The following is a 24056-nucleotide window of genomic DNA, read 5'->3' as shown; positions in this document are numbered from 1 at the left end:
GATTTTTCCATGCTAGCAGGCCTGAAACTGAATTTGAAAGAGCTTGTTTTTAACTAGTACAGACAGGCAACCCTACTAGCTAATTTAAGGGAAATTTGATAAGATAAATAAAAAGAAAGGAGCACTTATGGCCAATATTTTTGACTACCTGAAAGATGTCGCATATGATTCCTTTTACGACTTTCCTTTAAATGAATTAGATATTTTAGCCTTAACAGAAACCACCTACCTCCCCTTTGATAATCTGGTATCCACAAGTCCTCAGCGACTTTTAGACCTTGCACCTCAGGTTCCAAGAGAATCTAACATGTTGACCAGTAAAAATCGCCTCCAGTTATTGGATGAATTAGCTCGACACAAACGCTTCAAAAATTGCAAACTCTCCCATTTTATAAACGACATCGACCCTGAGCAGCAAAAGCAATTTGCGGCTATGACCTACCGCTTCACTCTCGATACCTATTTGATTGTCTTTCGTGGGACAGATGACAGCATCATTGGCTGGAAAGAAGATTTCCACATGACCTATATGAAGGAAATTCCTGCTCAAAAGCACGCCCTCCTCTATTTAGAGAACTTTTTTGCCCACCATCCTAAGCAAAAAGTCATTCTGGCTGGGCATTCCAAGGGAGGAAATCTAGCTATCTATGCGGCTAGTCAAATTGAGCAAAGTTTGCAAAATCAAATCACAGCAGTTTATACCTTTGATGCTCCCGGTCTCCATAAAAAACTGACACAAACCGAGGGCTATCAAAGGATAATGGATAGAACCAAGGTCTTCATTCCACAAGGTTCCATCATCGGTATGATGTTGGAAATTCCGGCCCACCAAATCATCGTGCACAGTACTGCCTTAGGTGGTATCGCCCAGCACGATACCTTTAGTTGGCAGATTGAGGATAGACACTTCGTCCAACTGGATAAGACCAATAGCGATAGTCAACAAGTAGACACAACCTTCAAAGAATGGGTGGCCACAGTTCCTGACGAAGAACTCCAGCTCTATTTCGACCTCTTCTTTGGCACCATTCTAGATGCAGGGATTAGCTCCATCAATGACCTATGTTCCTTCAAGGCTATCGAACACATTCATCATCTCTTTGTCCAAGCTCAATCCTTCACTCCAGAAGAAAAGGAAACCATGGGACGCATTACCCAATTATTGATTGATACCCGTTACCAAGCCTGGAAGAATAGATAAAAAAAGCTTACGAAAAGGTAATACTCTTCGAAAATCTCTTCAAACCACGTCAGCGTCGCCTTACCGTACTCAAGTACAGCTTGCGGCTAGCTTCCTAGTTTGCTTTTTGATTTTCATCGAGTATAAAAACCTTCTCATAAGCTTTTCTTGTTTTAAAGAAAAAATCACTCCTTCATCTGATTCTCTGCATCAGCCACGACTTGTTCTAGGCTGGTCTGACCAAGTTCAGCCTCCATAGCCAGCTGGATTTTCTCCAATTTTTGATCCAAAACCTCATGAATATGAGCTCCGACTGGGCAATTCGGATTTGGATTGTCATGGAAACTAAAGAGTTGACCTGTCTTACCAAGACACTCTACCGCCTGATAAACATCTAAAAGACTAATATCTTTGAGATCTTTGACAATCTCTGTTCCACCCGTTCCACGCGCTACTGAAATCAGCTCTGCCTTCTTCAACTGGGACAAGGTTTTTCTGATAATGACAGGATTGACCCCTACACTAGCAGCCAGAAAGTCACTGGTCACCTTGCTTTCCTTACCCTTGAGGGCAATGATTATCAGCATATGAGTCGCAATGGTAAATCTACTTGGAATTTGCATGCTCTTCTCCTTTTTACGAGGCTAGCCTACCTCTACTCTTCTTTTTCTTTTATTATACCCTTTTTAGTTGTAATGTCAATTGTTACCACTTTTCAACCAGGCATCTAATTCCCTATCATAGCCCTCTTTCTGAGCCAATTCTCTCAGAAATTCCTGATGATGAGTATGGTGGATACCATTGACCAGACTTTCATAGTAAACCTCAAAATAGGGGAGTTTGAGGTCTTTAGCTAGCTGCAATTCAGCTGCCACATCGTAGTCCACCCGTCGGAAATCCATATCTACCAAGCCCTTGTCATCAAACTCCAAAATCATATACTGGGCCCGCAAGTCCTTCCGCAACTGGGCATCCAAAAAGAAAGGCTGCCCAATCGAACCAGGATTGACAATCAATTGCCCACCAGTCCCATAACGAAGCAACTGCTGGTGAATATGACCATAAACAGCAATATCACAAGATGGATTGGTCACCAAACGGTCAAAATCCTCTTGCGCCCCAGTATGAATCAACTCTCGCCCCCAGTTCTTATCAGGCAGATGATGGCTAATTCCCACCGTCAAATTCCCAAACTGACGATGAATCTGGAGAGGTTGATTATGGAGCAATTCAATTTCTTCTATGGAAATTTCCTCTAAAACATACTGGCACTGGCGCAAGAGATAGCGTTGGCTGGGACGAGTACTATCCAATTTCTTGCGGACACCATGCCACAAACTGTCTTCCCAGTTTCCCAAAACTCTAGCCGTAATCGGTAGTTGATCCAACAAGTCCAAAATCCTTCTACGCCCTGTTCCCGGCATGAGAATATCTCCCAAAAGCCAGTATTCATCCACTCCTAGTTGCCGAGCATCTGCCAAAACAGCCTCCAAGGCGGTGGTATTTCCATGAATATCTGAAAGAAGAGCTATTTTTGTCATATTCATCTCCTCGTTTTTTCTCTTGCAATAAGTATAACATAAAAAGTCACAGCTAGAGAAATCTAGCTTTTTTTGATATACTAGATAAAGATATTAAACAAGAGGAAACGAATGACCCCGAATAAAGAAGATTATCTAAAATGTATTTATGAAATCGGCATAGACCTGCATAAAATTACCAACAAGGAAATTGCTGCCCGCATGCAAGTCTCTCCCCCTGCCGTAACTGAAATGATTAAACGGATGAAGAGTGAAAATCTCATCCTTAAGGACAAGGAATGTGGCTATCTACTGACAGACCTCGGGCTCAAACTGGTCTCTGAGCTCTATCGCAAACACCGCTTGATTGAAGTTTTTCTAGTTCATCATTTAGACTATACGAGTGACCAGATTCACGAGGAAGCTGAGGTCTTGGAACATACTGTATCGGACCTCTTCGTGGAAAGACTGGATAAACTGCTAGGGTTCCCTAAAACCTGTCCCCACGGAGGAACCATTCCGGCCAAGGGAGAACTCCTGGTTGAAATCAATAATCTCCCACTAGCTGATATCAAGGAAGCTGGATCCTACCGCCTGACTCGGGTGCACGATAGCTTTGACATTCTCCATTATCTGGACAAGCACTCACTTCACATCGGAGATCTGCTCCAAGTCAAGCAGTTTGATGGCTTCAGCAATACCTTCACTATCCTCAGTAAAAACGAGGACTTACAAGTGAATATGGACATTGCCAAACAACTCTACGTCGAAAAAATCGACTAATTTCTCAAGTCCCCTACCAACCCTGAAAGTTTGATTTTCAGGGTTTTATTTCTATAGTATATTGAAATAAGATGTGAATAAATTAATTAGGAAAGTTAAATTAATTCCTAGAAATATTTTAGCAGCCGTAGTATACTACTCTAGTTTCAATCCACTATATTATTTGATTTTGCTCTCATTTAGTTGTAGAATGTTCGTAAAAAACAAGAAAGATACCTTAACCTATGAAAAAATCACTAAAAATTTTTGCGACGTCTAAATGGTTTGACCTCTTCGGGGTTGCTCTAGTCGTTGGGATTGCAATCGCATCTGGTTACCTCAACTCCCGTCTCGATAAATTCGTAGATTGGGGACCATGGACAGCTCTTGTTCCCTTTGGATTGATTTCCGTAACCAATGTCGGGATTTCCATGTTATCCACTCGTTTCACGGGGAAATTAAGCAAATGGGGAAATTACTTTGGCATTGTCAATACGATTTTGTCTGGCACCATTGACTATATCCTTGGAAATAAGGCGGCCATTATCACCTATCCTGTCACCTTCCTCATTTATACCTTTGCTATTAAGAAATGGGAAGCTTCGCAAGAAGGCAGGCCCAACCAAATGAGCCAAAAACAGCTAAAATTGGCGGACATCATCATTTCCATCATCGCCTTCCTCTTTGCCTTTGCGACCAACTATATCGGCTATGGGGGCAAGATGAATCTCCTTGCCTACGTAACAACTATTGCCTTTGCACTCTCCCTCATTGCCAATGCTTTGAATGCATTGAAACTAACAACTCAGTGGAGCTTTTGGTTAATTTACAATTTCGTTCAGCTGACAAAGGTTGGCATTCAAGGAAATTTTGCCAATATTGGAAAATATATCTTTTATATCCTCAATGCAATCGGAGCCTTATTTGTCTGGAATGACGAAGAAGAAAGATAACAGAAAAACTCAAATAAAAAATCAAGTTGACTCAATAGAATCTCCTTACTAAAATTTTTTAACATTTTAGGTGTATCTCCTATTCGTTTGGAGTAGAATAAAGCTAGATAAAAGAGGGAGGTCTTGTCATGAAAAATCTCTTTAGAATCCATTTTACAGCAATTACAGTCATTGATTTGCTATTATTTGCATTTTTTAGCACTAGACCCGAGGCAGCTTTAGAATGGCTCTTGCTCTCTGGCTTTATTTTCATCCTTGCTCAAGGACTCCTGCTATTTCGCTTGCTTATCCGACTCAAACATCAATTCGCTGAGATTTATCCTCAAATAAATAAAAAGATTCGCTTCTACTATTTAGGGGGGCTCATCAGCGACTTTCTATTATTTGTCCTCTTATCCTTCATTAGTTCTCAGCGATTTTCCACTCTTATGCCAATCGTCACTGCTTGTCATTCTACTTTATATTATAGGACAACTGACTACCTAAGAGAAAACTATCTAGACTTTTCCTTAGAAACACATCTCTTTGTGGGAGTGTTTCTAAGGAAAAGGAGGTTTTATCATGAAAAACATCATCTATATTAAAACCATTCAACTCCTTGTCATCGATGGAATTATGCTGGCATTTTTGGCATTTAAAGAGGGGCTTACTTGGGATTGGATTTTGATTTACAGTGGTTGGCTCATTTTCTTTCATCCTGTGCTATTGACCTATCTTTCCAACCAACTTTGTGATCACTTTAGTCAACTCTATTCTCAGATTAGACCAAGATTCTGGCGTTTTGCCTTACAAATCCTCCTATGGGATAGCCTGATCATTCTCTCTTTGATATTTTTAAGGAATATTCCACTTTTCCTTCAGGGAAGTCTCCTCATCCTAGGGCATCTCATCCCTTCCTATCGCACCTGCCAAATCCTGAAACAAGACTTCCCCAAAGCTTATCAAGAACCGATTTCATTTTGGAGTATTTTATAATAGATGATAGAAAGACCAAGCCGGCTGGGCTTGGTCTTTCTTATCTATTTTTCGTATCAAGGATAATGGTAACTGGTCCGTCATTTACCAGCTCAACCTGCATATCCGCTCCAAAGATACCTGTCTGAACGGGCACTTCTTGAGCTAGTTTTTGATTGAAAGCATCATAGAAGTCTGATGCCATATCAGGCTTGGCTGCGCCTGTAAAGGCTGGACGATTGCCTTTCTTGGTGTCCGCAAAGAGGGTAAACTGTGAAATAGAAAGGATTTGTCCTTCAATATCTTTAACAGACAGATTCATCTTGCCTTCTGCGTCTGAAAAAATCCGCATATTGACAAGCTTTCTCACAGCATAGTCCAAATCTTCCACTTGGTCCTCTGGTCCAACACCCACCAGTAATAAGAGCCCCTGATTGATTTTCCCCTGAACCTGACCTTCGATACTGACTTGGGCTTTTTTAACCCGTTGGATAATGATTTTCATAATAGCCTTTCTAGTAAGAACTCAGACAATTAGCCGTTGGTCCGTTTGACAGAATAAACTTCTGGCACACTCTTAATCTTGTCCACAACCGTGGTTAGCGTCGAGAGGTTGGCAATGCCGAAGGACACATGGATATTGGCAAATTTCATATCCTTGGTTGGTTGGGCGTTGACTGTCGAGATATTCTTGGTTGTGTTTGAGAGAACTTGCAGTACATCGTTCAACAGTCCTGTACGGTTGAGGCCGTAGATGTCGATATGAGCCATATATTCTTTATTTGAGCTAGAGTATTGGTCTTCCCATTCCACATCAAGAAGACGTTGCTCATAGTTTTCTTGGGCGCGCAGGTTCATACAGTCCACACGGTGAATAGCCACACCACGCCCCTTAGTGATATAGCCGACAATGTCGTCACCAGGCACAGGATTACAGCACTTGGCAATCCGAACTAGGAGACCAGACGCACCTTCAATGACCACACCACCCTCATGCTTAACCTTGAGGGTTTCTTTATTTTCAACCTTAATCTCGCCACCTTTGACAAGTTCTTCTGCCTCCGCCTTGGCCTTGGCACGTTCTTCCTCACGGCGTTCCTTTTCAGTCAGACGATTAAAGACGGTAATCGCACCGATTTCTCCAAAACCAATGGCCGCAAAGAGGGATTCTTCTGTCTTGTAGCTGGTCTTTTGCAGAACTTGATCCATACGACGCTTGTCCATGAATTTATTGGCTACATAGCCATTTTCTTGGAACTGAGCCATCAGCATTTCGCGACCCTTGTTGACAGACAATTCCTTATCTTGGTTTTTAAAGAACTGACGAATCTTGTTGCGCGCCTTGCTGGTCTTGACCATATTGAGCCAGTCACGACTCGGTCCAAAGGAGTTGGGGTTGGTGACAATCTCAACCTGATCCCCTGTCTTAAGCTTAGTTGTTAGTGGGACCATGCGACCATTGACCTTGGCCCCAGTTGCTTTTTCCCCGACTTTTGTATGGATTTCGTAGGCAAAGTCAATCGGTCCTGAATCTTTTGGAAGGGAACGGACAGCTCCATCTGGAGTAAAGACATAAATCTCCTCAGCCAGATAGTTTTCCTTAACTGAATCCACAAATTCTTTGGCATCATCAGCCTGGTCTTGGAGCTCCATCATCTCCTTGATCCAATTCATCCCAATAGCTGATTCCTTACTGTTGACCTGCCCTTTAATGCCTTTCTTATAAGCCCAGTGAGCCGCAACCCCGTACTCAGCCACCTCGTGCATTTCCTTGGTCCGAATCTGGAATTCAATCGGCCCTTTTGGTCCATAAACAGTCGTATGGATAGACTGGTAACCATTGGCCTTGCGGTTGGCAATATAGTCTTTAAAGCGCCCGGGCATCGGTTTCCAGAGTTCATGCACGTAACCAAGCATGGCATAAACATCACTTTGCGTATCCAAAATGCAACGAATGGCAATCAGGTCATAGATTTCCTCAAACCGTTTTCTCTTGTCCTGCATTTTGCGGAAAATCGAGTAAATATGCTTGGGACGACCGTAAATCTTCCCTTTCAAGTGACGATCCGTCGTATATTCCTCTAATTTTGTGACCACCTCATCCACCAAGGCTTCACGCTCTCTGCGTTTTTCCTTCATCATATGGGTAATCTTGTAAAACTCCGTTGGATTGAGGTAACGGAAAGACAGGTCTTCCAATTCCCATTTGACACTTGAAATCCCCAAACGGTGGGCAAGTGGGGCATAGATCTCCATAGTTTCTTTGGAAATGCGCTCCTGCTTGTCTTTTCGAAGGTGTTTAAGCGTCCGCATATTGTGCAAGCGGTCAGACAGTTTGACCAAAATCACACGAATGTCCTCAGACATAGCCATAAGCATCTTACGATGATTTTCAGCCAACTGTTCCTCATGAGACTTGTACTTGACCTTACCAAGTTTGGTAACCCCATCAACGATTACGCGCACATCAGGTCCAAACTCTCTTTCCAAATCGTCCAAGGTCGCATCTGTATCTTCCACTACATCATGCAAGAAACCACAAGCTACCGTTACAGCGTCCAGCTTGAGCTTGGCTAAAATACCTGCCACTTGGATAGGGTGAATGATATAAGGCTCGCCTGATTTGCGGTATTGACCACTATGGCAATCCACCGCATAGACCAAGGCCTTATGGACAAAATGGACATCCTCTTCCGTTAAATATTCCTTGGTTAAAGCGACAACTTCTTCGCCTGTTAAATTCACTTCTTTCGGCATTTCTACTCTCCAATTCTTCCTACCATTTTATCACTTTTTTAAGAATATGAAAACTAGATTGGAACAGAATAGGAAAAAAATAATTCAGAATTGATTGATAATTCATAATTATTAGTATATAATATATTACGAAGTTAGATTTTAAACTTAGGTGATAGAAGGAGAGATAGACCAACGGAAACCATATTGTAACCCAAAGAATTTCTGACTTCCCCCAATTCCCCTGAAGATACGAAAGCTAAACAGTGGAACTCGTGTCACATACACTGGTACCTTGACTGGATTTTGGAATTAATACTCAATGAAAATCAAAGAGCAAACTAGGAAACTAGCCGCAGGTTGCTCAAAGCACCGCTTTGAGGTTGTAGATAAAGCTGACGCGGTTTGAATTTGATTTTCGAAGAGTATAAAAATCCTCAAGATACTTTCTTCTATCCTTTAGTTTATAAGGAGAACACCTATGAAAAAACTGCTATTTCTATCTTTGCTCTCCTAGTGTTAGGAGTTAGCTGTTTGTTCCTATTCAACCAGCAAAGTTATAAAAAAACAGTCGTTCAATACTATGCTAACGACCAGAACCTGCCCAATAGGATAACTTATAGTGAATATAGTGATAAACGAGAAGCTAACTACGGTGGCACTCTAAACATCACATCTATCAAACAAGCTAATGACGGAGTTTATGCAACCTATGAAGGGCAATTGACACCTCTCCAATATTGATAAATTGATAACCAGCCTGTCTTCATCTAGTCATGCTGGTTTTTAAGTTCATTTTAAATCCTTACTTATTCTTCCTAACTATGCTATACTTAGTTTAGTACATTCTTTGAGATTGGAGCCAGTATGAAAATCCATAAAACCGTGAATTCCGTTGCCTATGAAAATACTTATTACCTGGAAGGGGACCAACACCTGATTGTGGTTGACCCAGGTAGCCATTGGGAAGCTATTCGCAAGACTATTGAGAAAATCAACAAACCAGTCTGTGCGATTCTCCTGACCCACACCCACTACGACCATATTATGAGTCTGGACTTTGTTCGTGAGACTTTTGGAAATCCCCCAGTTTATGTAGCAGAGAGTGAAGCCAGCTGGCTTTATACACCTGTAGATAATCTCTCTGGTCTCCCTCGTCACGATGATATGGCAGATGTAGTCGCAAAACCAGCTGAATACACCTTTGTCTTTCATGAAGAATACCAACTAGAGGAATTTCGTTTTACTGTCTTGCCAACACCAGGTCACTCTATCGGTGGTGTTTCTATCGTCTTTCCTGATGCTCACCTAGTCTTGACGGGAGATGCTCTGTTCCGCGAAACCATCGGACGGACAGACCTTCCAACTGGTAGTATGGAGCAACTCCTTCACAGTATCCAGACTCAACTTTTCACCCTACCAAACTACGATGTATATCCAGGGCATGGTCCAGCTACGACCATCGCTCATGAAAAGACCTTTAATCCCTTTTTCTAGCAAGCAAAAAACCAATGATATCAGCTGTTTTTTTCTATTCAGACAAAGTTGTAATATAATGTAGTGTTTTCTCCATTAGCCACGCTGTTCCAAGTCCAATAAAGCTACCTAATATTATCCCGATGAAACGAAGCTCAACTAATGTTATTGAATCTGTCTTTGTAATTAGCGTTGATAATAAAATAGTCATGGGATTGATAAAAATATTTGCAACAGCATAATTACGTACCACATAGTATTGGGATAGTCCATATAAACAAGAAATCGTTAAAATCAACGATAGGCCACTGATGTTAAATTGAAATAAAAATATAGATAATATTAAACCGAATGAACTACCTAGTAAATATTGAACATGACGTTTTTTCATCGCTTCAAGATTTTCAACTAATAGAATGGAAGCACAGGCCATTGTTACCCAATAAGGTTTACCTAAACCTAACACGTGACTAATATAAACTGTCAAAAATAGAGCAATGCTGTAAAATATGGCATCAACAAGAGCAACGGCATCTTGTTTAAAAATTTCCGTCAATAATGTCTTATCTAAATAACTCGCCTCTTTTCGTTTATCTAGTCGTTTAATACTATATCCGCCAATTAAACTTAAGAAAATACCTAAAGCAAAAAAACAGCTTATCTCAAAGAGCCTTGATAACGGCAGAGATAAGTTGACACCCATAGCACAAACCATTACATAAAATAGAGCTCCAGGTTTATGAATATCGTATAAGCGTGTCAATAAACGACTGATAAAGGCAACTATTCCAACAACAATAGGTGAAAGCCATGGCGATATAGCAGATAGGAGACCTAATATAAAAGATAGTAATAAGGTTATGCCTATAATTCCTAGAAATTTCATCAAGGATTTTGAAGGGATATTTCGATAATAAAATAGGGTAAACAAACCTATAGAGGATATGCTAGGTATGGAATAATTGTTACTGAAGTAACCCATCAATAGAATAATCAATATAGATATCGTTAAGATAATTGAGCGAAAAGGATTATCATTAACTTTTGTAAAAGTGAGGCAAGATTTTAATAGTTTTAAATACTTCATAGTTTGATTATAACACAATTCTTTTTAGGATATGAGAATTGAGGTTTTAACAAAGCTGTATTCCTAGCTTTTATTTCTCTGTTTTTCTAGTTTTTATTTTTTCAAGCATTGATTATCTTGATCGTCAAGAAAGTCTTGCGTAAAATCAAGGATAATTTTTCAGTACGTTCTGAAAAATATGAGAGCTATCAAGACTTAAAAACGAAAGAATATCAAGTGCTTTCATCTCCTGAAGGTAGACAGATTTTCGCTTAACGTAAGATTGATGTGGAACCTGTTTTTGGACAGATAAAGGCTTGTTTAGGTTATAAGAGATGCAATCTGAGAGGTATATATAGTAGATTGAAATAAGATGTGAACAAATTGATTAGGAAAGTCAAATTAATGTATAGAAATATTTTAGCAACCATTGCGTACTATTCTAGATTCAATATACTATATCAAGTAAAAATTGACATGGGATTGGTACTTAGGACCAACAACCTCCTGAAATACAATAAGAGAACGACTTAAAATAAAAAAGCTAGAGTTCCGCAATTGGGAATCTCTAGCTTTTTGTAACTGAGAACTATTTTGTCTCAGACTCTTTGTCTTACCAAATAATCACGCGCTCTTCTGGTGAACGCCACATACCGTCGCCTTCTTTGACATCATAGGTTGTAAAGAAATCATCGAAGTTTGGCACTTGCACATTGACACGGAGTTTAGCTGGCGCGTGCACATCGACGCTAGCTAAGAGTTTCATAAATTCTGGACGACCTTTCATGCGCCAGATGCGACCGAAGTTGTAGAAGAATTCTTCTGCGGAGAAGTCTGGTTCTCGCTTAGCTGCTTCAAGTGCTGCAGCAATTCCTCCCAAGTCAGCCACGTTTTCTGACACAGTCAATTTACCGTTGATGGTTGCACCATAAGAATCCTGTCCATCAAACTGGTCAATAACTTTTTGTGTTTTCTCCTTGAAGGCAGCATAGTCACTCTCGGTCCACCAATCCTTAAGGCTACCATTTTCATCAAAGGAGGCTCCGTTGGTATCAAAGGCGTGGGAAATTTCATGGGCAATAACTGCACCAATCCCACCGTAGTTAGCAGAAGATGACTGATACAAGTCATAGAAAGGAGCCTGTAAAATGGCCGCTGGGAAGACAATCAGATTCTTCTGTGGATTGTAGTAAGCATTGACCATATGAGCAGGCATGCCCCACTCCTTGTAGTCTACAGGCTGGTTCCACTTGCTCCAACTGTGCTTGATTTCCACACGCGCAAACGCTAAGGCATTGTCAAAAAGACTAGCATTTTCATCGACCACCTTGTCCTTGTAACGTTCTGGCAATTCTTCTGGGTAACCGATATAAGGCTTGATGACATTGAGTTTGACGATGGCCTTGTCACGAGTTTCAGGAGTCAGCCAGTCATTTTTAGCCAAGCGCTCCTTATAGACATCAATCATAGTTGCCACTTTTTTCTCTACGTCCGCCTTAGCTTCTGGAGAGAATTTTTCATGGGCATACCAGAGACCCAAGGCCTGTTTGAAAGGACCTTGTGCTAGCTGGTAGGCTGCCTTAACCTTGTCTTTGGCTTCTGGAACTCCAGAAAGGGCACGACTGTAGGCACCTGACAAGACACGGATTTCTTCCGTTAAATAGCTGGTTGAGAGATTCACAACACTAAAAATCAAGGTTGCCTTGAGAAGAGGCCAGGCTTCTTCACTATAGAATTGATCTGCTGCTTGCCAGAAACGTTCCTCGTCTACGATCACCTTGTCTGGTACTTGTCCAAGAACGGCTTGGAAGAAGTCATCCAAAGGTAGGGCAGGCGCGAATTTTTTGAAATCTTCATAAGAATATGGATGGTAGAGTTTAGCATATTCTGAACTTTCTTCATTAGAGAGCACCACTGCCGCAACTCGACGGTCCAATTCAAGTCTTTTTTCTAGCAAGTCTTCAATTTCTTCATCAGAGAAATCATAAGCCTTGAGGAGATTTGCGCTAGTTTCTTTCCAAAGAGTCAAGAGTTCCTCGCGCTGAGGATGGTCTTCAGCATAGTAGGTCGTATCTGGCAAGATTGTGCTTGGAGCACTAGCCCACAGAACGTTGATTCGAGCATCCATAAAGTCTGGCGATACACCAAAAGGAAGGAAATTAGGTTTGCCAGCAAGCTCAAACTCTGCTAGTTTAGCTGTAAAATCTGCAAAAGTCTCCAATTCTTGGAATTCTTTAAGGAGAGGCAAAACAGGCGTGATACCGTCAGCTTCTCTCTTGTCAAAATCACGAACTAGGCGATGGTATTTGACAAAGTTTGCCAAGATAGCATCCTCAGGCACCTCTTCTCCTGTCAACCACTTGTCTGTTGTCGCCAGCATCAGGTCTTCAATTTCCTGGTCTAAATCCACAAAACCTCCAGTTTGAGACTTATCTGCTGGGATTTCAGCAGTCTTCTGCCATTCTCCATTGATTGCATCATAAAAATCGTCTTGATAACGTGTCATCTTGTTCTCGCTTTCATTTGTACTTGTTTTTAGCTTAACAAAAATTACCTTGGAATGCAATTAAAAATGAACTTTTGACCTGAACCCCAAAATCCGGAACACGGATGGAGGGGTTTTAGTATGCCAAAATACACAAAAGAATTTAAAATCAAACTAGTAATGGAATATTTAACTATGGTATTAAAAAACAAAGGCTTTAATATCAACCATAAAAGAGTTTTAAGAATAATGAAAGAAGAATCCTTGCTATGCTCTAAATTTAAAACCAGATCAAGAAAATACTCATCATACAAGGGACAAATAGGTAAAGTAGCAGACAATATCGTAAAAAGACAGTTTTTAAGTCTATTACATTCCGCTTAAAATGTTATTAAGTTATTCCGTGTTTACGGGTTCAGGTCATTTCTTTTTTCCATCATTCCATCATTTTCCATCATTTTTTAGTTATTATTTTAATTTTTTCAAAAATTAACTTGACTTAATTTTTTTTTTAATGTATATTAAGAAACGAAAGGAATACAACTATATGATACATATCGAAAACCTAAGTGTCTCCTACAAAGAAACGTTGGCACTTAAGGATATTTCACTAGTGCTCCATGGACCAACAATTACCGGTATCATTGGTCCAAACGGTGCTGGGAAATCAACATTATTAAAAGGGATGCTGGGAATTATCCCACATCAAGGTCAGGCATTTCTAGATGACAAGGAAGTTAAAAAATCCTTACATCGAGTCGCCTATGTCGAACAAAAAATCCATATCGACTACAACTTTCCCATCAAGGTCAAGGAATGTGTCTCGTTAGGACTCTTTCCCTCTATCCCTCTCTTTCGAAGTTTAAAGGCTAAACATTGGAAGAAAGTGCAAGAGGCCCTTGAAATCGTCGACCTAGCTGACTACGCTGAACGGCAAATCAGTCAACTGTCTGGAGGTCAGTTCCAGCGGGTCTTGATTGCCAGATGTTTGGTGCAGGAAACCGACTATATCCTCTTGGATGAACCCTTTGTTGGGATTGACTCAGTCAGTGAGGAAATCATCATGAATACGCTGAGAGATCTGAAAAAAGCTGGTAAGACAGTTCTCATCGTCCACCACGACCTCAGCAAGGTTCCCCACTACTTTGATCAAGTCTTACTTGTCAATCGAGAAGTCATTGCCTTTGGCCCAACCAAAGAAACCTTTACCAAAGCCAATCTCAAAGAAGCTTACGGTAATCGACTATTTTTCAATGGAGGTGACCTATGATTGCAGAATTTATCGATGGATTGCAAAAATTCCATTTCTTACAAAATGCCTTGATAACAGCTATTGTCATCGGGGTCGTAGCTGGAGCTGTGGGATGTTTCATCATCCTACGCGGGATGTCACTCATGGGAGATGCCATTTCACATGCTGTCTTGCCAGGTGTAGCCCTTTCCTTTATCTTGGGCCTTGACTTCTTTATCGGAGCCATTGCCTTTGGACTACTAGCTGCTATCATCATTACCTACATCAAGGGAAACTCGATTATCAAAAGCGATACCGCCATCGGCATTACCTTTTCTTCTTTCTTAGCCCTCGGTATCATCTTGATTGGTGTCGCTAAAAGTTCAACCGACCTTTTCCATATCCTTTTTGGTAATATCCTAGCCGTCCAAGATACAGATATGTTTATTACTATGGGTGTGGGAGTAGCCATTCTCTTGTTAATCTGGATTTTCTTCAAGCAACTCTTGATCACTTCCTTTGATGAACTCTTGGCTAAAGCCATGGGAATGCCTGTCAATTTCTATCACTACTTACTCATGGTACTCCTAACTCTCGTGTCTGTGACAGCCATGCAAAGTGTCGGAACTATCCTGATTGTAGCCATGCTGATTACCCCAGCGGCAACTGCTTATCTGTATGCTAATAGCCTGAAAAGCATGATTTTCCTTTCCTCAACCTTTGGAGCAACAGCTTCAGTTTTAGGACTCTTTATCGGCTATAGCTTTAACGTTGCGGCAGGTTCTAGTATCGTGCTTACAGCCGCTAGTTTCTTTCTCATTAGTTTCTTTATCGCTCCAAAACAACGATATTTGAAACTAAAAAATAAACATTTGTTAAAATAAGGGGCAAAGCCCCAATAAAATTGGAGGATCTAATGAAAAAATTAGGTACATTACTCGTTCTCTTTCTTTCCGTCATTGCTCTTGTAGCATGTGCTAGTGGAAAAAAAGATGCAGCTTCTAGTCAAAAACTAAAAGTTGTTGCCACTAACTCAATCATCGCTGATATTACTAAAAATATTGCTGGCGACAAGATTGATCTTCACAGTATCGTTCCTGTTGGTCAAGACCCACACGAATACGAACCACTTCCTGAAGACGTTCAGAAAACTTCTCAAGCTGATTTGATTTTCTATAATGGGATCAACCTTGAAACAGGTGGCAATGCTTGGTTTACCAAATTGGTTGAAAATGCCAAGAAAACTGAAAACAAAGACTACTTTGCAGTCAGCGAAGGCGTTGATGTTATCTACCTTGAAGGTCAAAACGAAAAAGGCAAAGAAGACCCACACGCTTGGCTCAACCTTGAAAACGGTATGATCTTTGCTAAAAATATCGCAAAACAATTGAGCGCTAAAGACCCTAGCAACAAGGAATTCTACGAAAAAAATCTCAAGGAATATACTGAAAAACTAGACAAGCTTGATAAGGAAGCTAAAGAGAAATTTAACAACATCCCCGCTGAGAAAAAACTTATCGTAACCAGTGAAGGATGCTTCAAATACTTCTCTAAAGCCTATGGTGTCCCAAGTGCCTACATCTGGGAAATCAACACTGAAGAAGAAGGAACACCTGACCAAATCAAGACCTTGGTTGAAAAACTTCGCCAATCAAAAGTTCCATCACTCTTTGTAGAATCAAGTGTGGATGACCGTCCAATGAAAACTGTTTCTAAAGACACAAACATCCCAATCTACGCTCAAATCTTTACTGACTCTATCGCAGAACAAGGTAAAGAAGGCGACAGCTACTACAACATGATGAAATACAACCTTGATAAGATTGCTGAAGGATTGGCAAAATAATACTCTTCGAAAATCTCTTCAAACCACGTCAGCTTTATCTGCAACCTCAAAGCGATGCTTTGAGCAACCTGCGGCTAGCTTCCTAGTTTGCTCTTTGATTTTCATTGAATATAAGCCTCTGAAAAACGTCATTCTCACATGAGCTGGCGTTTTTTCTCTGCCCATATTTCCGGTTAAATCATTGGAAAATTCTGACTGTTTCAGCTAAAATGGAAGAAAAAAGATTGGAGTATCTTATGGTAACTTTCCTCGGAAATCCTGTGAGCTTTACAGGTAAACAACTACAAGTCGGCGACAAGGCACTTGATTTTTCTCTCACTACAACAGACCTTTCTAAAAAATCTCTGGCTGATTTTGATGGCAAGAAAAAAGTCTTGAGTGTCGTGCCTTCTATCGATACAGGCATCTGCTCAACTCAAACGCGTCGTTTTAATGAAGAACTGGCTGGACTGGATAATACGGTTGTCCTGACTGTTTCCATGGACCTCCCTTTTGCCCAAAAACGTTGGTGTGGGGCTGAAGGTATTGAAAATGCCATCTTGCTTTCAGACTATTTAGACCATTCCTTTGGACGTGATTATGCCCTCTTAATCAATGAGTGGCACCTATTGGCACGCGCAGTCTTTGTCCTCGATTACTGACAATACCATTCGCTACGTTGAATACGTGGACAATATCAACTCTGAACCAAACTTCGAAGCCGCAATTGCAGCCGCTAAAGCCCTATAGAAAAAAATCCTCTGTCACAAAGAGTTTCATTCCTGCTCTTTGAAACGGAGGATTTTTGAATACGAGTAAATATAAGTTCAATTAGATAAGAACAATCGCCTTATACTCAATGAAAATCAAAGAACAAGTTAGGAATCTAGTTACAGCAAGGCGAAGCTGACGTGATTTGAAGAGATTTTCAAAGAGTATTACTCTACAGATTTCAAGGCTTCTAACATATCAACCTTTCTCAGATGATGATTGACAAAGAAACCAAGCAGGGTCAAAATGATGCTTACTGCTGCCACTGGGATTACATAGACCTCCCAGCCTACCTGAGGATAAAAGAGAATAGTCGCAGGCGAAATCATTTGAATCAAAAATTGGTGTAAATAGAAACCTGAGACCAGACCAAGTACGATTCCCACAAGAGATAGTACAATCGTTTCACGGTAAATATAGAGAGTGACTTCATTATTATGAAAACCGAGAACCTTGATAGTGGAGAGTTCACGGATTCTCTCAGCCACGTTGATATTGGTCAAATTGTAGAGGATAACAATAGCCAACAGAACCGATACGATGACCAAGATGGTCATGGTCTGATTGAGTGAGCTAGCGACGGAGTCAAAGAGTCGAATGGCTGAAGCATTCTGGACAACGCTGGACACCGCAGATTGATTCATAAGCAAGCCTGCCTGCCTTTCAATACTAGTAGCACTAGAATCCTTTAGCGAGACCAGATAAGTATTAGCTTGCGGCACCTGTCCGTAAATTTGCTCATAGCTAGCTTGACTCATATAAATAAAGTGACCAACATAGTTCTCAGTAATAGCGGCTACCTTTAGCTCCTGACCTTCAATTTCTAAAGTCTGACCAACCTTGAGATCTGCAAGCTGGGCTAGTTTAGCTGTAATAACGACGCCATCTTTTAATGTCAGCTCTTGCTGATGATGTTGCAGATGGATAAAGGGTGTCAAATCTTCCTTATCTGTCATCATAAGGGTAATGGTTTGGAGACCAGCCTTACCTTTGAAATCCTTGTCTAGCGTCTTAGAATAAATTTTCTGGTAGGCTTGAATATCCTGCCCTTTCAACACTTCTTCTAGCTCTGCCTTGTCTTGATTGGTCGCACTAGGATTTTCAGAGACAATCATCTGATACTGTTGGATTTGTTGAAACTGTCTAGATGGAACTCCTGCTACAGAGGATTGGATTCCCAAGCCTGCAAAGAGCAGAGCGACTGAACCTGCCACACCAAAGACCGTCATCAACATCCGTTGCTTATAACGAAAGATATTGCGGGCTGTTACCTTATGGGTAAAACTGAGACGACGCCAGATAAAACCGATGCGCTCTAGTAAGATTTTAGCTCCTTTAACAGGTGGTTTAGGCAGTAAAAGCTGGGCTGCTTCATCGTGCAGTTCCTTCCTAGCCACCAGATAGGCTGGTAACACACTTGCCAACCAACTCAAGCCAAGAGCTAGTAAACTATAGCTCCAATAGAACTGAATCTGGGTTTCTCCCACCACCATACCTTCTGTAATAACACTTGAAATCACACTGGCTAGCAAACAATGACCAAGTATACTACCTAGAGCTGTTCCGACAGTCCCAGCCACTAGACCGTAGAGGAGAAACTTGGCGATAATATCCTTACTACGATAGCCCAAGGCCTTAAAAATCCCTGCATGTGTTCGCTCTTCATCCACAAAACGAGTCATAGTTGTAAAGGTCACCATAGCTGCTACGGCATAAAGCACTACCGGAAAGATATTGCCCACTGCCCGAATACTGGCTGAAGCATTGCTGTACATGAGGTAGCCCTGACCGCCAGGTATGGTCTGACGATTATAGACCTGATACTTGGGCTCGGACAAATCGTCCAAGACTTGCTGATGTTTGTCTAATTTTTCCTTTTCTTGGGCTAGATTTTGTTCAGCTTGCTTTAGTTTATCCTCTTCCTTGCTCAATTCCTGCTTGGCTTGGGTAAGTTGAGCACTGGCCTGATCTCTCTGATTTTGAGGCAGCAAAGCTAATTGACTTTCCTGAGCCTGTAAACGAGTTTGAGCAGTTGCTAAACGACGCTTGCCTTCCTGCAAATTAGTCTCAGCCTTGTCAAGTGTCTCTTGACCTTTATCTAGAGACTCTTGTCCTTCTTTTTTCAAGAGTTGCAGACGTGCCTTGCCATTATCTGACAAAGCTTGTTCAAGGTCTTCCTGATGTTGCTTGGATTTTTCTTCATAGGCTTCCGAGAAAGCATTTAAGCCTGCTAAATCTTGATATTTCAAACGAGCTATATTGTAAACTTTCTGATCAAACTGACTAGGTAAAATCACCCCATAGGCTGTCAGAGTCCCACTTCCACTTCCTGCGTAGCCCATATCTCGCTGGGAGAGGATTTCAGCCGAATCCACAAAACCAGTAATGGTATAAGTATGGTCTTTTAAAGAGGAATGACCCTCTTCTTTTTCTTTAAAACTAATCTCCTGTCCCACGATGTATTGGCCTTGCAAATGAGTGGCCAAAGCAATTTCCTTGTCTGACTGAGGAAGTCGTCCCTCTCTTAGCTGAAAGTTTGAAATTCGCTCTGGTTTGGAGTACAGCCGAATGGCATCCTGCCCATTCTCCATAGTCACATCTGTCAAATAGCCAAACTCAACCTCTGCGCCCTCCGTCTGTCCTAGTTCTTCTTGATCTGCTTGATCCAAACCATAGTTAGACATGACTGCCAAATCCAAGGTTTGAGCAGTCGTTAAATAGTCATTGGCGGTCGCCTCCATATTGGGGCTAGTTACTTTGAGGCCTACTAAGGCTAGAGAGCCCAACATCATCAAGGTCAAGATAGATAAAAAACGTCCCTTGGAGCCTGTGAAGGACTGAATTAAGTCCTTCCAATAGGTTTTTCGCTTGATCATGCTAGTACTCCAAACTGTCGATATCCTGAGGATGCTGGTTGATCACCACATCCTTGACACTGGCATCGTGCATATGAATCACGCGATCAGCAATGGGCGCCAAAGCTCCATTATGAGTCACGATGAGCACCGTCGCTCCCTTTTGACGAGACATATCTTGGAGAATTTTCAAAACCTGCTTGCCCGTCTGATAATCCAAGGCTCCAGTCGGTTCATCACAAAGGAGGATTTTAGGATTTTTGGCTACTGCGCGTGCAATGGAGACTCGCTGCTGCTCCCCTCCAGAAAGCTGGGCTGGGAAATTATTAAGACGATGAGCCAGACCTACATCTGTCAAAACCTGCTCAGGATCCAAGGCATCCATCACAATTTCTGAGGCCAGTTCCACATTTTCCTTAGCTGTCAGATTAGATACTAGATTGTAAAACTGAAAAACAAAACCGACATCATTTCTACGGTAATTGGTGCGCTGGTGGGAACTATAGTCTGCAATATTGACACCATCAATCCAGATTTCTCCCTCGTCATTGGTATCCATTCCCCCAAGAAGGTTAAGAACTGTTGACTTACCAGCACCTGACGCACCTAGAATAATCACCAACTCCCCTTTTTCAATTTCAAAATTCACATCACGATTGGCCACAATCTCCGTGTCCCCAACCTGATAACGCTTGTAACAGTGTTTCATCTCAATATAAGCCATCAGACCCACTCTCTCAAACAAATTACTTTCTACTACCAGTATAACACTTTTTCAACTAGTTGGAAACTACTTACATTCTCAACCCCTTCAAAAAAGGCAGTCTAAATTCACTGCCTTCCATTATCTGCTTAAAAATAAAATTGAACCAGATCACCTTCTGCTGTTGCCACCGAAATACAATCTTTCTCTGTGCAATTCACTTTTGCTTTTTCTTGATTGACTTCAATCACACTATTTTCAATATCTGGATAAGAGACTCGTAAATCTCCTCCGCTCCTTGATAAAATGGTCATCTGTAAGAGTTTTTTATCCTCCCACCTCATGCTAACTTCAAAATGTCCACGTTCCATTAAACCTGAAACGGAACCTGAAGACCAAGCATCGGGTAGGGCAGCTAGAGGTAGCAGATAAGCTGTATGAGACTGGAGCAACATTTCCGCCATACCACTAGTAGCACCAAAATTACCATCTATCTGAAAAGGTGGATGGCTACACCAAAGATTGGGCAAGGTGGATGCCTTTAACTGCTCTGCTAATAATTTATGGGCTCGATTGCCATCTCCCAAACGCGCCCAGAGATTGATCTTATTAGCCTTGGACCAGCCTGTTTCCCCATCTCCACGATCATTGAGGCTATCACGCGCCGCATCAAGATACTCTTTCCCTTATGACTAAAGAGATTTCCAGGATAAAGTCCCACCAGATGGGAAGCATGACGATGTTGGGACTCCACTTTCTCATTTTGAAAATGCTATTCTTCCTCCTCATACCACTCCCTGATTCGACCAGATTGAGTGATTTGCAGAGGATTAAGCAAGTCAAACTTCTCCTTGACCTCAGTCAACAAGTCCTCATCCAGTCCCAATTCTTGAGCAGCCTGAATAAAATCATGAAATAATTGCCAAATCAGAGATTGGTCGTAGGTATTGCCAATCGAAATCGGCCCATGTTCTGGAGAATAAGACGGAGAAGATACCCAACGCTGGGCCTCCTTATCCTCATGTAAAAAAGCATTCCAAAAACGAACCGTTTCCCTCAACATGGGATAAATTTTCTCCCTGAGATAGTCTTGGTCCCTGTAAAATGAGTAGAGCTCATAAACCGTTTGCATCATCCAAGCATTGGCAGCTGGTGACCACCCCCAGTAGTAATCCCAACCAGGTGCCGTCCAGCCAAAAGGAGTCGCTTGAGTATGAACCAACCAACCTTTCTCCTCCCCTTCCTGAGAAACGATGCCTGCATACCTTGCAGCCGCTAGGCGACCATAGACACGCAAATCATCGATATAGTTGATGACCGGAAAGGCCGTCTCTAGAAGATTAGTAACATAGGCTAGCCAATAATTCATCTGCAGGTTGATATTCAGGTGATAATCCGAATTCCAAGGAGGATTGTCGACCGCATTCCAGACTCCTTGCAGGTTAGCTGGTAGCGCATCTGGGCAATCTCTGGACGAACTAATCAATAAATACCGTCCATACTGGAAGAACAGTTCCTCCAAAGCCTGCCCCTCTTGTGGCTTATAGTTTCTTCGCAACACATCTGTAGTAGAGGCGTCAAGCTCAGCCCCCAAATCCAATTGAACACTCTGGAATAAGGCTTGGTAGTCCTGAATATGCCTAGACTTCAATTGGTCATAACCCTTTTCTTTAGCTGTGTCCACCAAGTCCTTTACTTGCTGCTCCAAATCTAGTTTCTTGCGATAATTGCTAGCAGGATTTTGGGCAAAATCCGTCTTAGCTACCAAGAAAAGATTGGCATAACTGGCTCCTGATATCTGAACCTTATCCGACCAGACTCTAATGTCTCCATCCGTTTGCCAAGCTAGATAACTAGCAAACTGCAGGTCATTATCCTTAACCCGTCCCTTCATCAAGATATGATAACCAGTGATATCCAGCTGGCATTCCTTGTAATCAGACTTTTTCTGCTCATACTTTCCATCAGAAGCCAAATCACGGGTCAAGGACAGTTCTATAGTAAAATCTAGACTTTCCGACCCTTCCTGACTAAAACGCTGAACCAATAGATCATCTGGAAAACTGGTAAAGGTTTCTCGTTCAAATCTCGTTCCCTTAAAAGCATAAGAAGTCGTCGCAAGCGCCTTACTGATATTCAGCTGTCTCTGATAGTCCGTCACCTGAGACAGAGAATTACCTTGCTGGCTGAACTCTATGAAAATATCTCCAAAAGACAGATAGGTTCCATATTGACTCGTTTTTGGTCCGACTAGGTGCTGCTCAGCCAATTCTTTTGTCCGATTGTAATCTCTCTTTTCCAAAGCCTGCCGAATTTCAGCTAAAAAACCATACTGGTCCTGAAGATTTCCACCCTGATAATCTGAACTATCAGGAAGTGGACCACCAGACCAGAGACTTTTTTCATTAAATTGAATCTGCTCAGCCCCTATAAGACCAAAAACTTTAGCACCTAAAGAACCATTACCTATCGGTAAGGCCTCTTCTTCCCAGACCTTGTAAGTGGTTGAAGCTGGTTGCTTGTAGGTCAGTACATAATCTTGTTTTTTATTCCTTATCATACTACCATACTAACATAAAAAGCCTAGAAATCAATTCTAGACTTACAATTTTTTATTTTCCAAGGTAGTATTCTTTTACGACGTTCAATTTTTCGTCGAATTCGAATACCAATGGTGGGAAGTTAGGGATTTCTACACCCATGATTTCATCATCTGACAAGTGTTTGATGTGTTTCACAAGGGCACGGATTGAGTTACCGTGAGCTCCTACGAATACGTTTTTACCATCTTTAAGAGCTGGAGCGATTTTATCTTCCCAGAATGGAAGGGCACGTTCCAAAGTCACTTTCAAGTTTTCAGCATCTGGGATGACTGAGTCGTCAAGTGAAGCATAACGACGGTCAGTGTGAGCTGAGTGCTCATCATCACGGTCCATGTTTGGAGGCAATACATCGTATGAACGACGCCAGATGTGAACTTGCTCATCACCAAATTGCTCAGCAGCTTCAGCTTTGTTTTTACCAGTCAAACCACCGTAGTGACGTTCGTTCAAGCGCCATGATTTTTCAACTGGAACCCACAATTGGTCAGAAGCTTCAAGAGCCAAGTTAGTTGTTTTGATAGCACGTTTCAATACTGAAGTGTAAGCTTGGTCAAATTCGATACCAGCTTCTTTGATCAATTTACCAGCGTCAATCGCTTGTTGTGTACCTTTTTCAGACAAATCAACATCAGCCCAACCAGTGAAAAGGTTAGCTTTGTTCCATTCAGACTCACCGTGGCGAGCAAAAACCAATTTTACCATTAGATGGATTCTCCTTTAAATTTTCCGAGGTTTCCCCTCGTTTATCTATTCTATTTTACACAATTTTTCACAAAAAAGCTAGTCAAAACCAAAAAGGAAAGGACTGTTTGACAATCACATTGTTTTTGGTTGTTTCTATTCTATCTTCATTAGGCTTCCTGCGAAACAAAATATGGTACAATAGTTCTATGAATTATGAAGCAAGCAAACAATTAACTGATGTACGATTTAAGC

At 41.4% G+C, this 24056-nt stretch carries 19 protein-coding genes and 4 pseudogenes; 13 read left to right on the top strand and 10 right to left on the bottom strand.

Annotated elements, in window-relative coordinates:
* Positions 1-127: 127 nt before the first annotated feature.
* Positions 128-1201: a DUF2974 domain-containing protein gene (locus tag FGQ53_RS01855; protein WP_138335341.1), complete on the top strand. Its 1074-nt coding sequence runs from the start codon at positions 128-130 to the stop codon at positions 1199-1201.
* A gap of 164 nt (positions 1202-1365) precedes the next feature.
* On the opposite strand, the gene FGQ53_RS01850 is transcribed toward FGQ53_RS01855, so the two are convergent.
* Together FGQ53_RS01850 and FGQ53_RS01845 are read right to left on the bottom strand one after the other, a co-directional pair.
* Entirely contained in the window at positions 1366-1803 is a 438-nt protein-coding gene (locus FGQ53_RS01850) for an Rrf2 family transcriptional regulator (protein WP_138335339.1), read from the bottom strand.
* Positions 1804-1878: 75 nt separating this feature from the next.
* The gene (locus FGQ53_RS01845) at positions 1879-2721 is read right to left on the bottom strand and encodes a metallophosphoesterase family protein (RefSeq protein WP_171019057.1); all 843 of its coding nucleotides are present in this window, start codon (positions 2719-2721) and stop codon (positions 1879-1881) included.
* A 111-nt stretch (positions 2722-2832) separates the two neighbouring features.
* Here FGQ53_RS01845 and FGQ53_RS01840 point away from each other — a divergent pair, with 111 nt between their 5' ends.
* From FGQ53_RS01840 to FGQ53_RS01815, 4 genes and pseudogenes are all read left to right on the top strand, one after another.
* A complete protein-coding gene (locus FGQ53_RS01840) occupies positions 2833-3483 on the top strand; it encodes a metal-dependent transcriptional regulator (protein ID WP_138335335.1) in 651 nt (216 codons plus the stop codon).
* Positions 3484-3707: 224 nt separating this feature from the next.
* On the top strand, positions 3708-4415 hold the full coding sequence (locus tag FGQ53_RS01830) for a nicotinamide mononucleotide transporter (RefSeq protein WP_138335331.1): 708 nt from the start codon (positions 3708-3710) through the stop codon (positions 4413-4415).
* 128 nt (positions 4416-4543) lie between these two features.
* A pseudogene (locus tag FGQ53_RS11900) lies at positions 4544-4958 on the top strand (hypothetical protein).
* A gap of 18 nt (positions 4959-4976) precedes the next feature.
* Positions 4977-5390, top strand: a complete 414-nt coding sequence (locus tag FGQ53_RS01815) for a hypothetical protein (protein WP_138335325.1) — start codon at positions 4977-4979, stop codon at positions 5388-5390.
* Positions 5391-5430: 40 nt separating this feature from the next.
* On the opposite strand, the gene dtd is transcribed toward FGQ53_RS01815, so the two are convergent.
* Complete coding sequence (gene dtd, locus FGQ53_RS01810) at positions 5431-5874, bottom strand: D-aminoacyl-tRNA deacylase (protein WP_138335323.1); 444 nt, start codon at positions 5872-5874, stop codon at positions 5431-5433.
* A 29-nt stretch (positions 5875-5903) separates the two neighbouring features.
* Positions 5904-8126, bottom strand: a complete 2223-nt coding sequence (locus FGQ53_RS01805) for a RelA/SpoT family protein (RefSeq protein WP_138335321.1) — start codon at positions 8124-8126, stop codon at positions 5904-5906.
* Between the two features lie 474 nt (positions 8127-8600).
* On the opposite strand from FGQ53_RS01805, the gene FGQ53_RS01800 reads away from it, so the two are divergent.
* Both FGQ53_RS01800 and FGQ53_RS01795 read left to right on the top strand, forming a co-directional pair.
* Positions 8601-8849, top strand: coding sequence for a hypothetical protein (locus FGQ53_RS01800; protein ID WP_138335319.1), 249 nt, complete (start codon positions 8601-8603; stop codon positions 8847-8849).
* A 123-nt stretch (positions 8850-8972) separates the two neighbouring features.
* Complete coding sequence (locus FGQ53_RS01795; RefSeq protein WP_138335317.1) at positions 8973-9602, top strand: MBL fold metallo-hydrolase; 630 nt, start codon at positions 8973-8975, stop codon at positions 9600-9602.
* Positions 9603-9636: 34 nt separating this feature from the next.
* Here the strand turns inward: FGQ53_RS01795 and FGQ53_RS01790 are convergent, their stop codons facing one another.
* Positions 9637-10668 carry an FUSC family protein gene (locus tag FGQ53_RS01790; RefSeq protein WP_138335315.1) on the bottom strand — a complete coding sequence of 344 codons (1032 nt, stop codon included), beginning with the start codon at positions 10666-10668 and terminating at the stop codon, positions 9637-9639.
* Between the two features lie 180 nt (positions 10669-10848).
* Between FGQ53_RS01790 and FGQ53_RS12260 the strand changes: the two are divergent.
* Positions 10849-10998, top strand: a pseudogene (locus tag FGQ53_RS12260) (transposase); the annotation flags it as partial.
* A gap of 262 nt (positions 10999-11260) precedes the next feature.
* Here the strand turns inward: FGQ53_RS12260 and pepO are convergent.
* Entirely contained in the window at positions 11261-13153 is a 1893-nt protein-coding gene (pepO, locus tag FGQ53_RS01785) for an endopeptidase PepO (protein WP_138335313.1), read from the bottom strand.
* A gap of 120 nt (positions 13154-13273) precedes the next feature.
* Between pepO and FGQ53_RS01780 the strand changes: the two genes are divergently transcribed.
* The 5 genes and pseudogenes from FGQ53_RS01780 (at position 13274) to tpx (ending at position 16938) form a co-directional block, all read left to right on the top strand.
* Positions 13274-13516 (top strand): IS3 family transposase, encoded by a 243-nt coding sequence (locus FGQ53_RS01780; protein WP_138335312.1) that lies wholly within the window; start codon positions 13274-13276, stop codon positions 13514-13516.
* A gap of 163 nt (positions 13517-13679) precedes the next feature.
* Positions 13680-14402 carry a metal ABC transporter ATP-binding protein gene (locus FGQ53_RS01775; protein WP_138335311.1) on the top strand — a complete coding sequence of 241 codons (723 nt, stop codon included), beginning with the start codon at positions 13680-13682 and terminating at the stop codon, positions 14400-14402.
* Positions 14399-15247 (top strand): metal ABC transporter permease subunit, encoded by an 849-nt coding sequence (locus FGQ53_RS01770; protein WP_138335310.1) that lies wholly within the window; start codon positions 14399-14401, stop codon positions 15245-15247. Before FGQ53_RS01775 ends, FGQ53_RS01770 begins: the two co-directional genes overlap by 4 nt.
* 32 nt (positions 15248-15279) lie before the next feature.
* On the top strand, positions 15280-16209 hold the full coding sequence (locus tag FGQ53_RS01765) for a metal ABC transporter substrate-binding lipoprotein (protein ID WP_138335309.1): 930 nt from the start codon (positions 15280-15282) through the stop codon (positions 16207-16209).
* A gap of 236 nt (positions 16210-16445) precedes the next feature.
* Positions 16446-16938, top strand: a pseudogene (gene tpx / locus FGQ53_RS01760) (thiol peroxidase).
* Positions 16939-17126: 188 nt separating this feature from the next.
* On the opposite strand, the gene FGQ53_RS01755 reads toward tpx, so the two are convergent.
* The 4 genes and pseudogenes from FGQ53_RS01755 to FGQ53_RS01740 all read right to left on the bottom strand — a co-directional run bounded on the left by FGQ53_RS01755 (position 17127) and on the right by FGQ53_RS01740 (position 23822).
* A complete protein-coding gene (locus tag FGQ53_RS01755) occupies positions 17127-19835 on the bottom strand; it encodes an FtsX-like permease family protein (protein WP_138335308.1) in 2709 nt (902 codons plus the stop codon).
* A gap of 1 nt (position 19836) precedes the next feature.
* The gene (locus tag FGQ53_RS01750; RefSeq protein WP_138335307.1) at positions 19837-20538 is read right to left on the bottom strand and encodes an ABC transporter ATP-binding protein; all 702 of its coding nucleotides are present in this window, start codon (positions 20536-20538) and stop codon (positions 19837-19839) included.
* Positions 20539-20666: 128 nt separating this feature from the next.
* A pseudogene (locus tag FGQ53_RS01745) lies at positions 20667-23077 on the bottom strand (glycosyl hydrolase family 95 catalytic domain-containing protein).
* A gap of 52 nt (positions 23078-23129) precedes the next feature.
* Positions 23130-23822, bottom strand: a complete 693-nt coding sequence (locus FGQ53_RS01740) for a phosphoglycerate mutase (RefSeq protein WP_057489489.1) — start codon at positions 23820-23822, stop codon at positions 23130-23132.
* Positions 23823-24056: the final 234 nt, after the last annotated feature.

The sequence above is a fragment of the Streptococcus mitis genome, from assembly GCF_005844455.1.
In the GTDB taxonomy this organism is placed as follows: Bacteria; Bacillota; Bacilli; order Lactobacillales; family Streptococcaceae; genus Streptococcus; species Streptococcus mitis_BF.
Note: the sequence above shows the minus strand (reverse complement) of the source record. Positions and strands in the feature narration are given on the sequence as shown.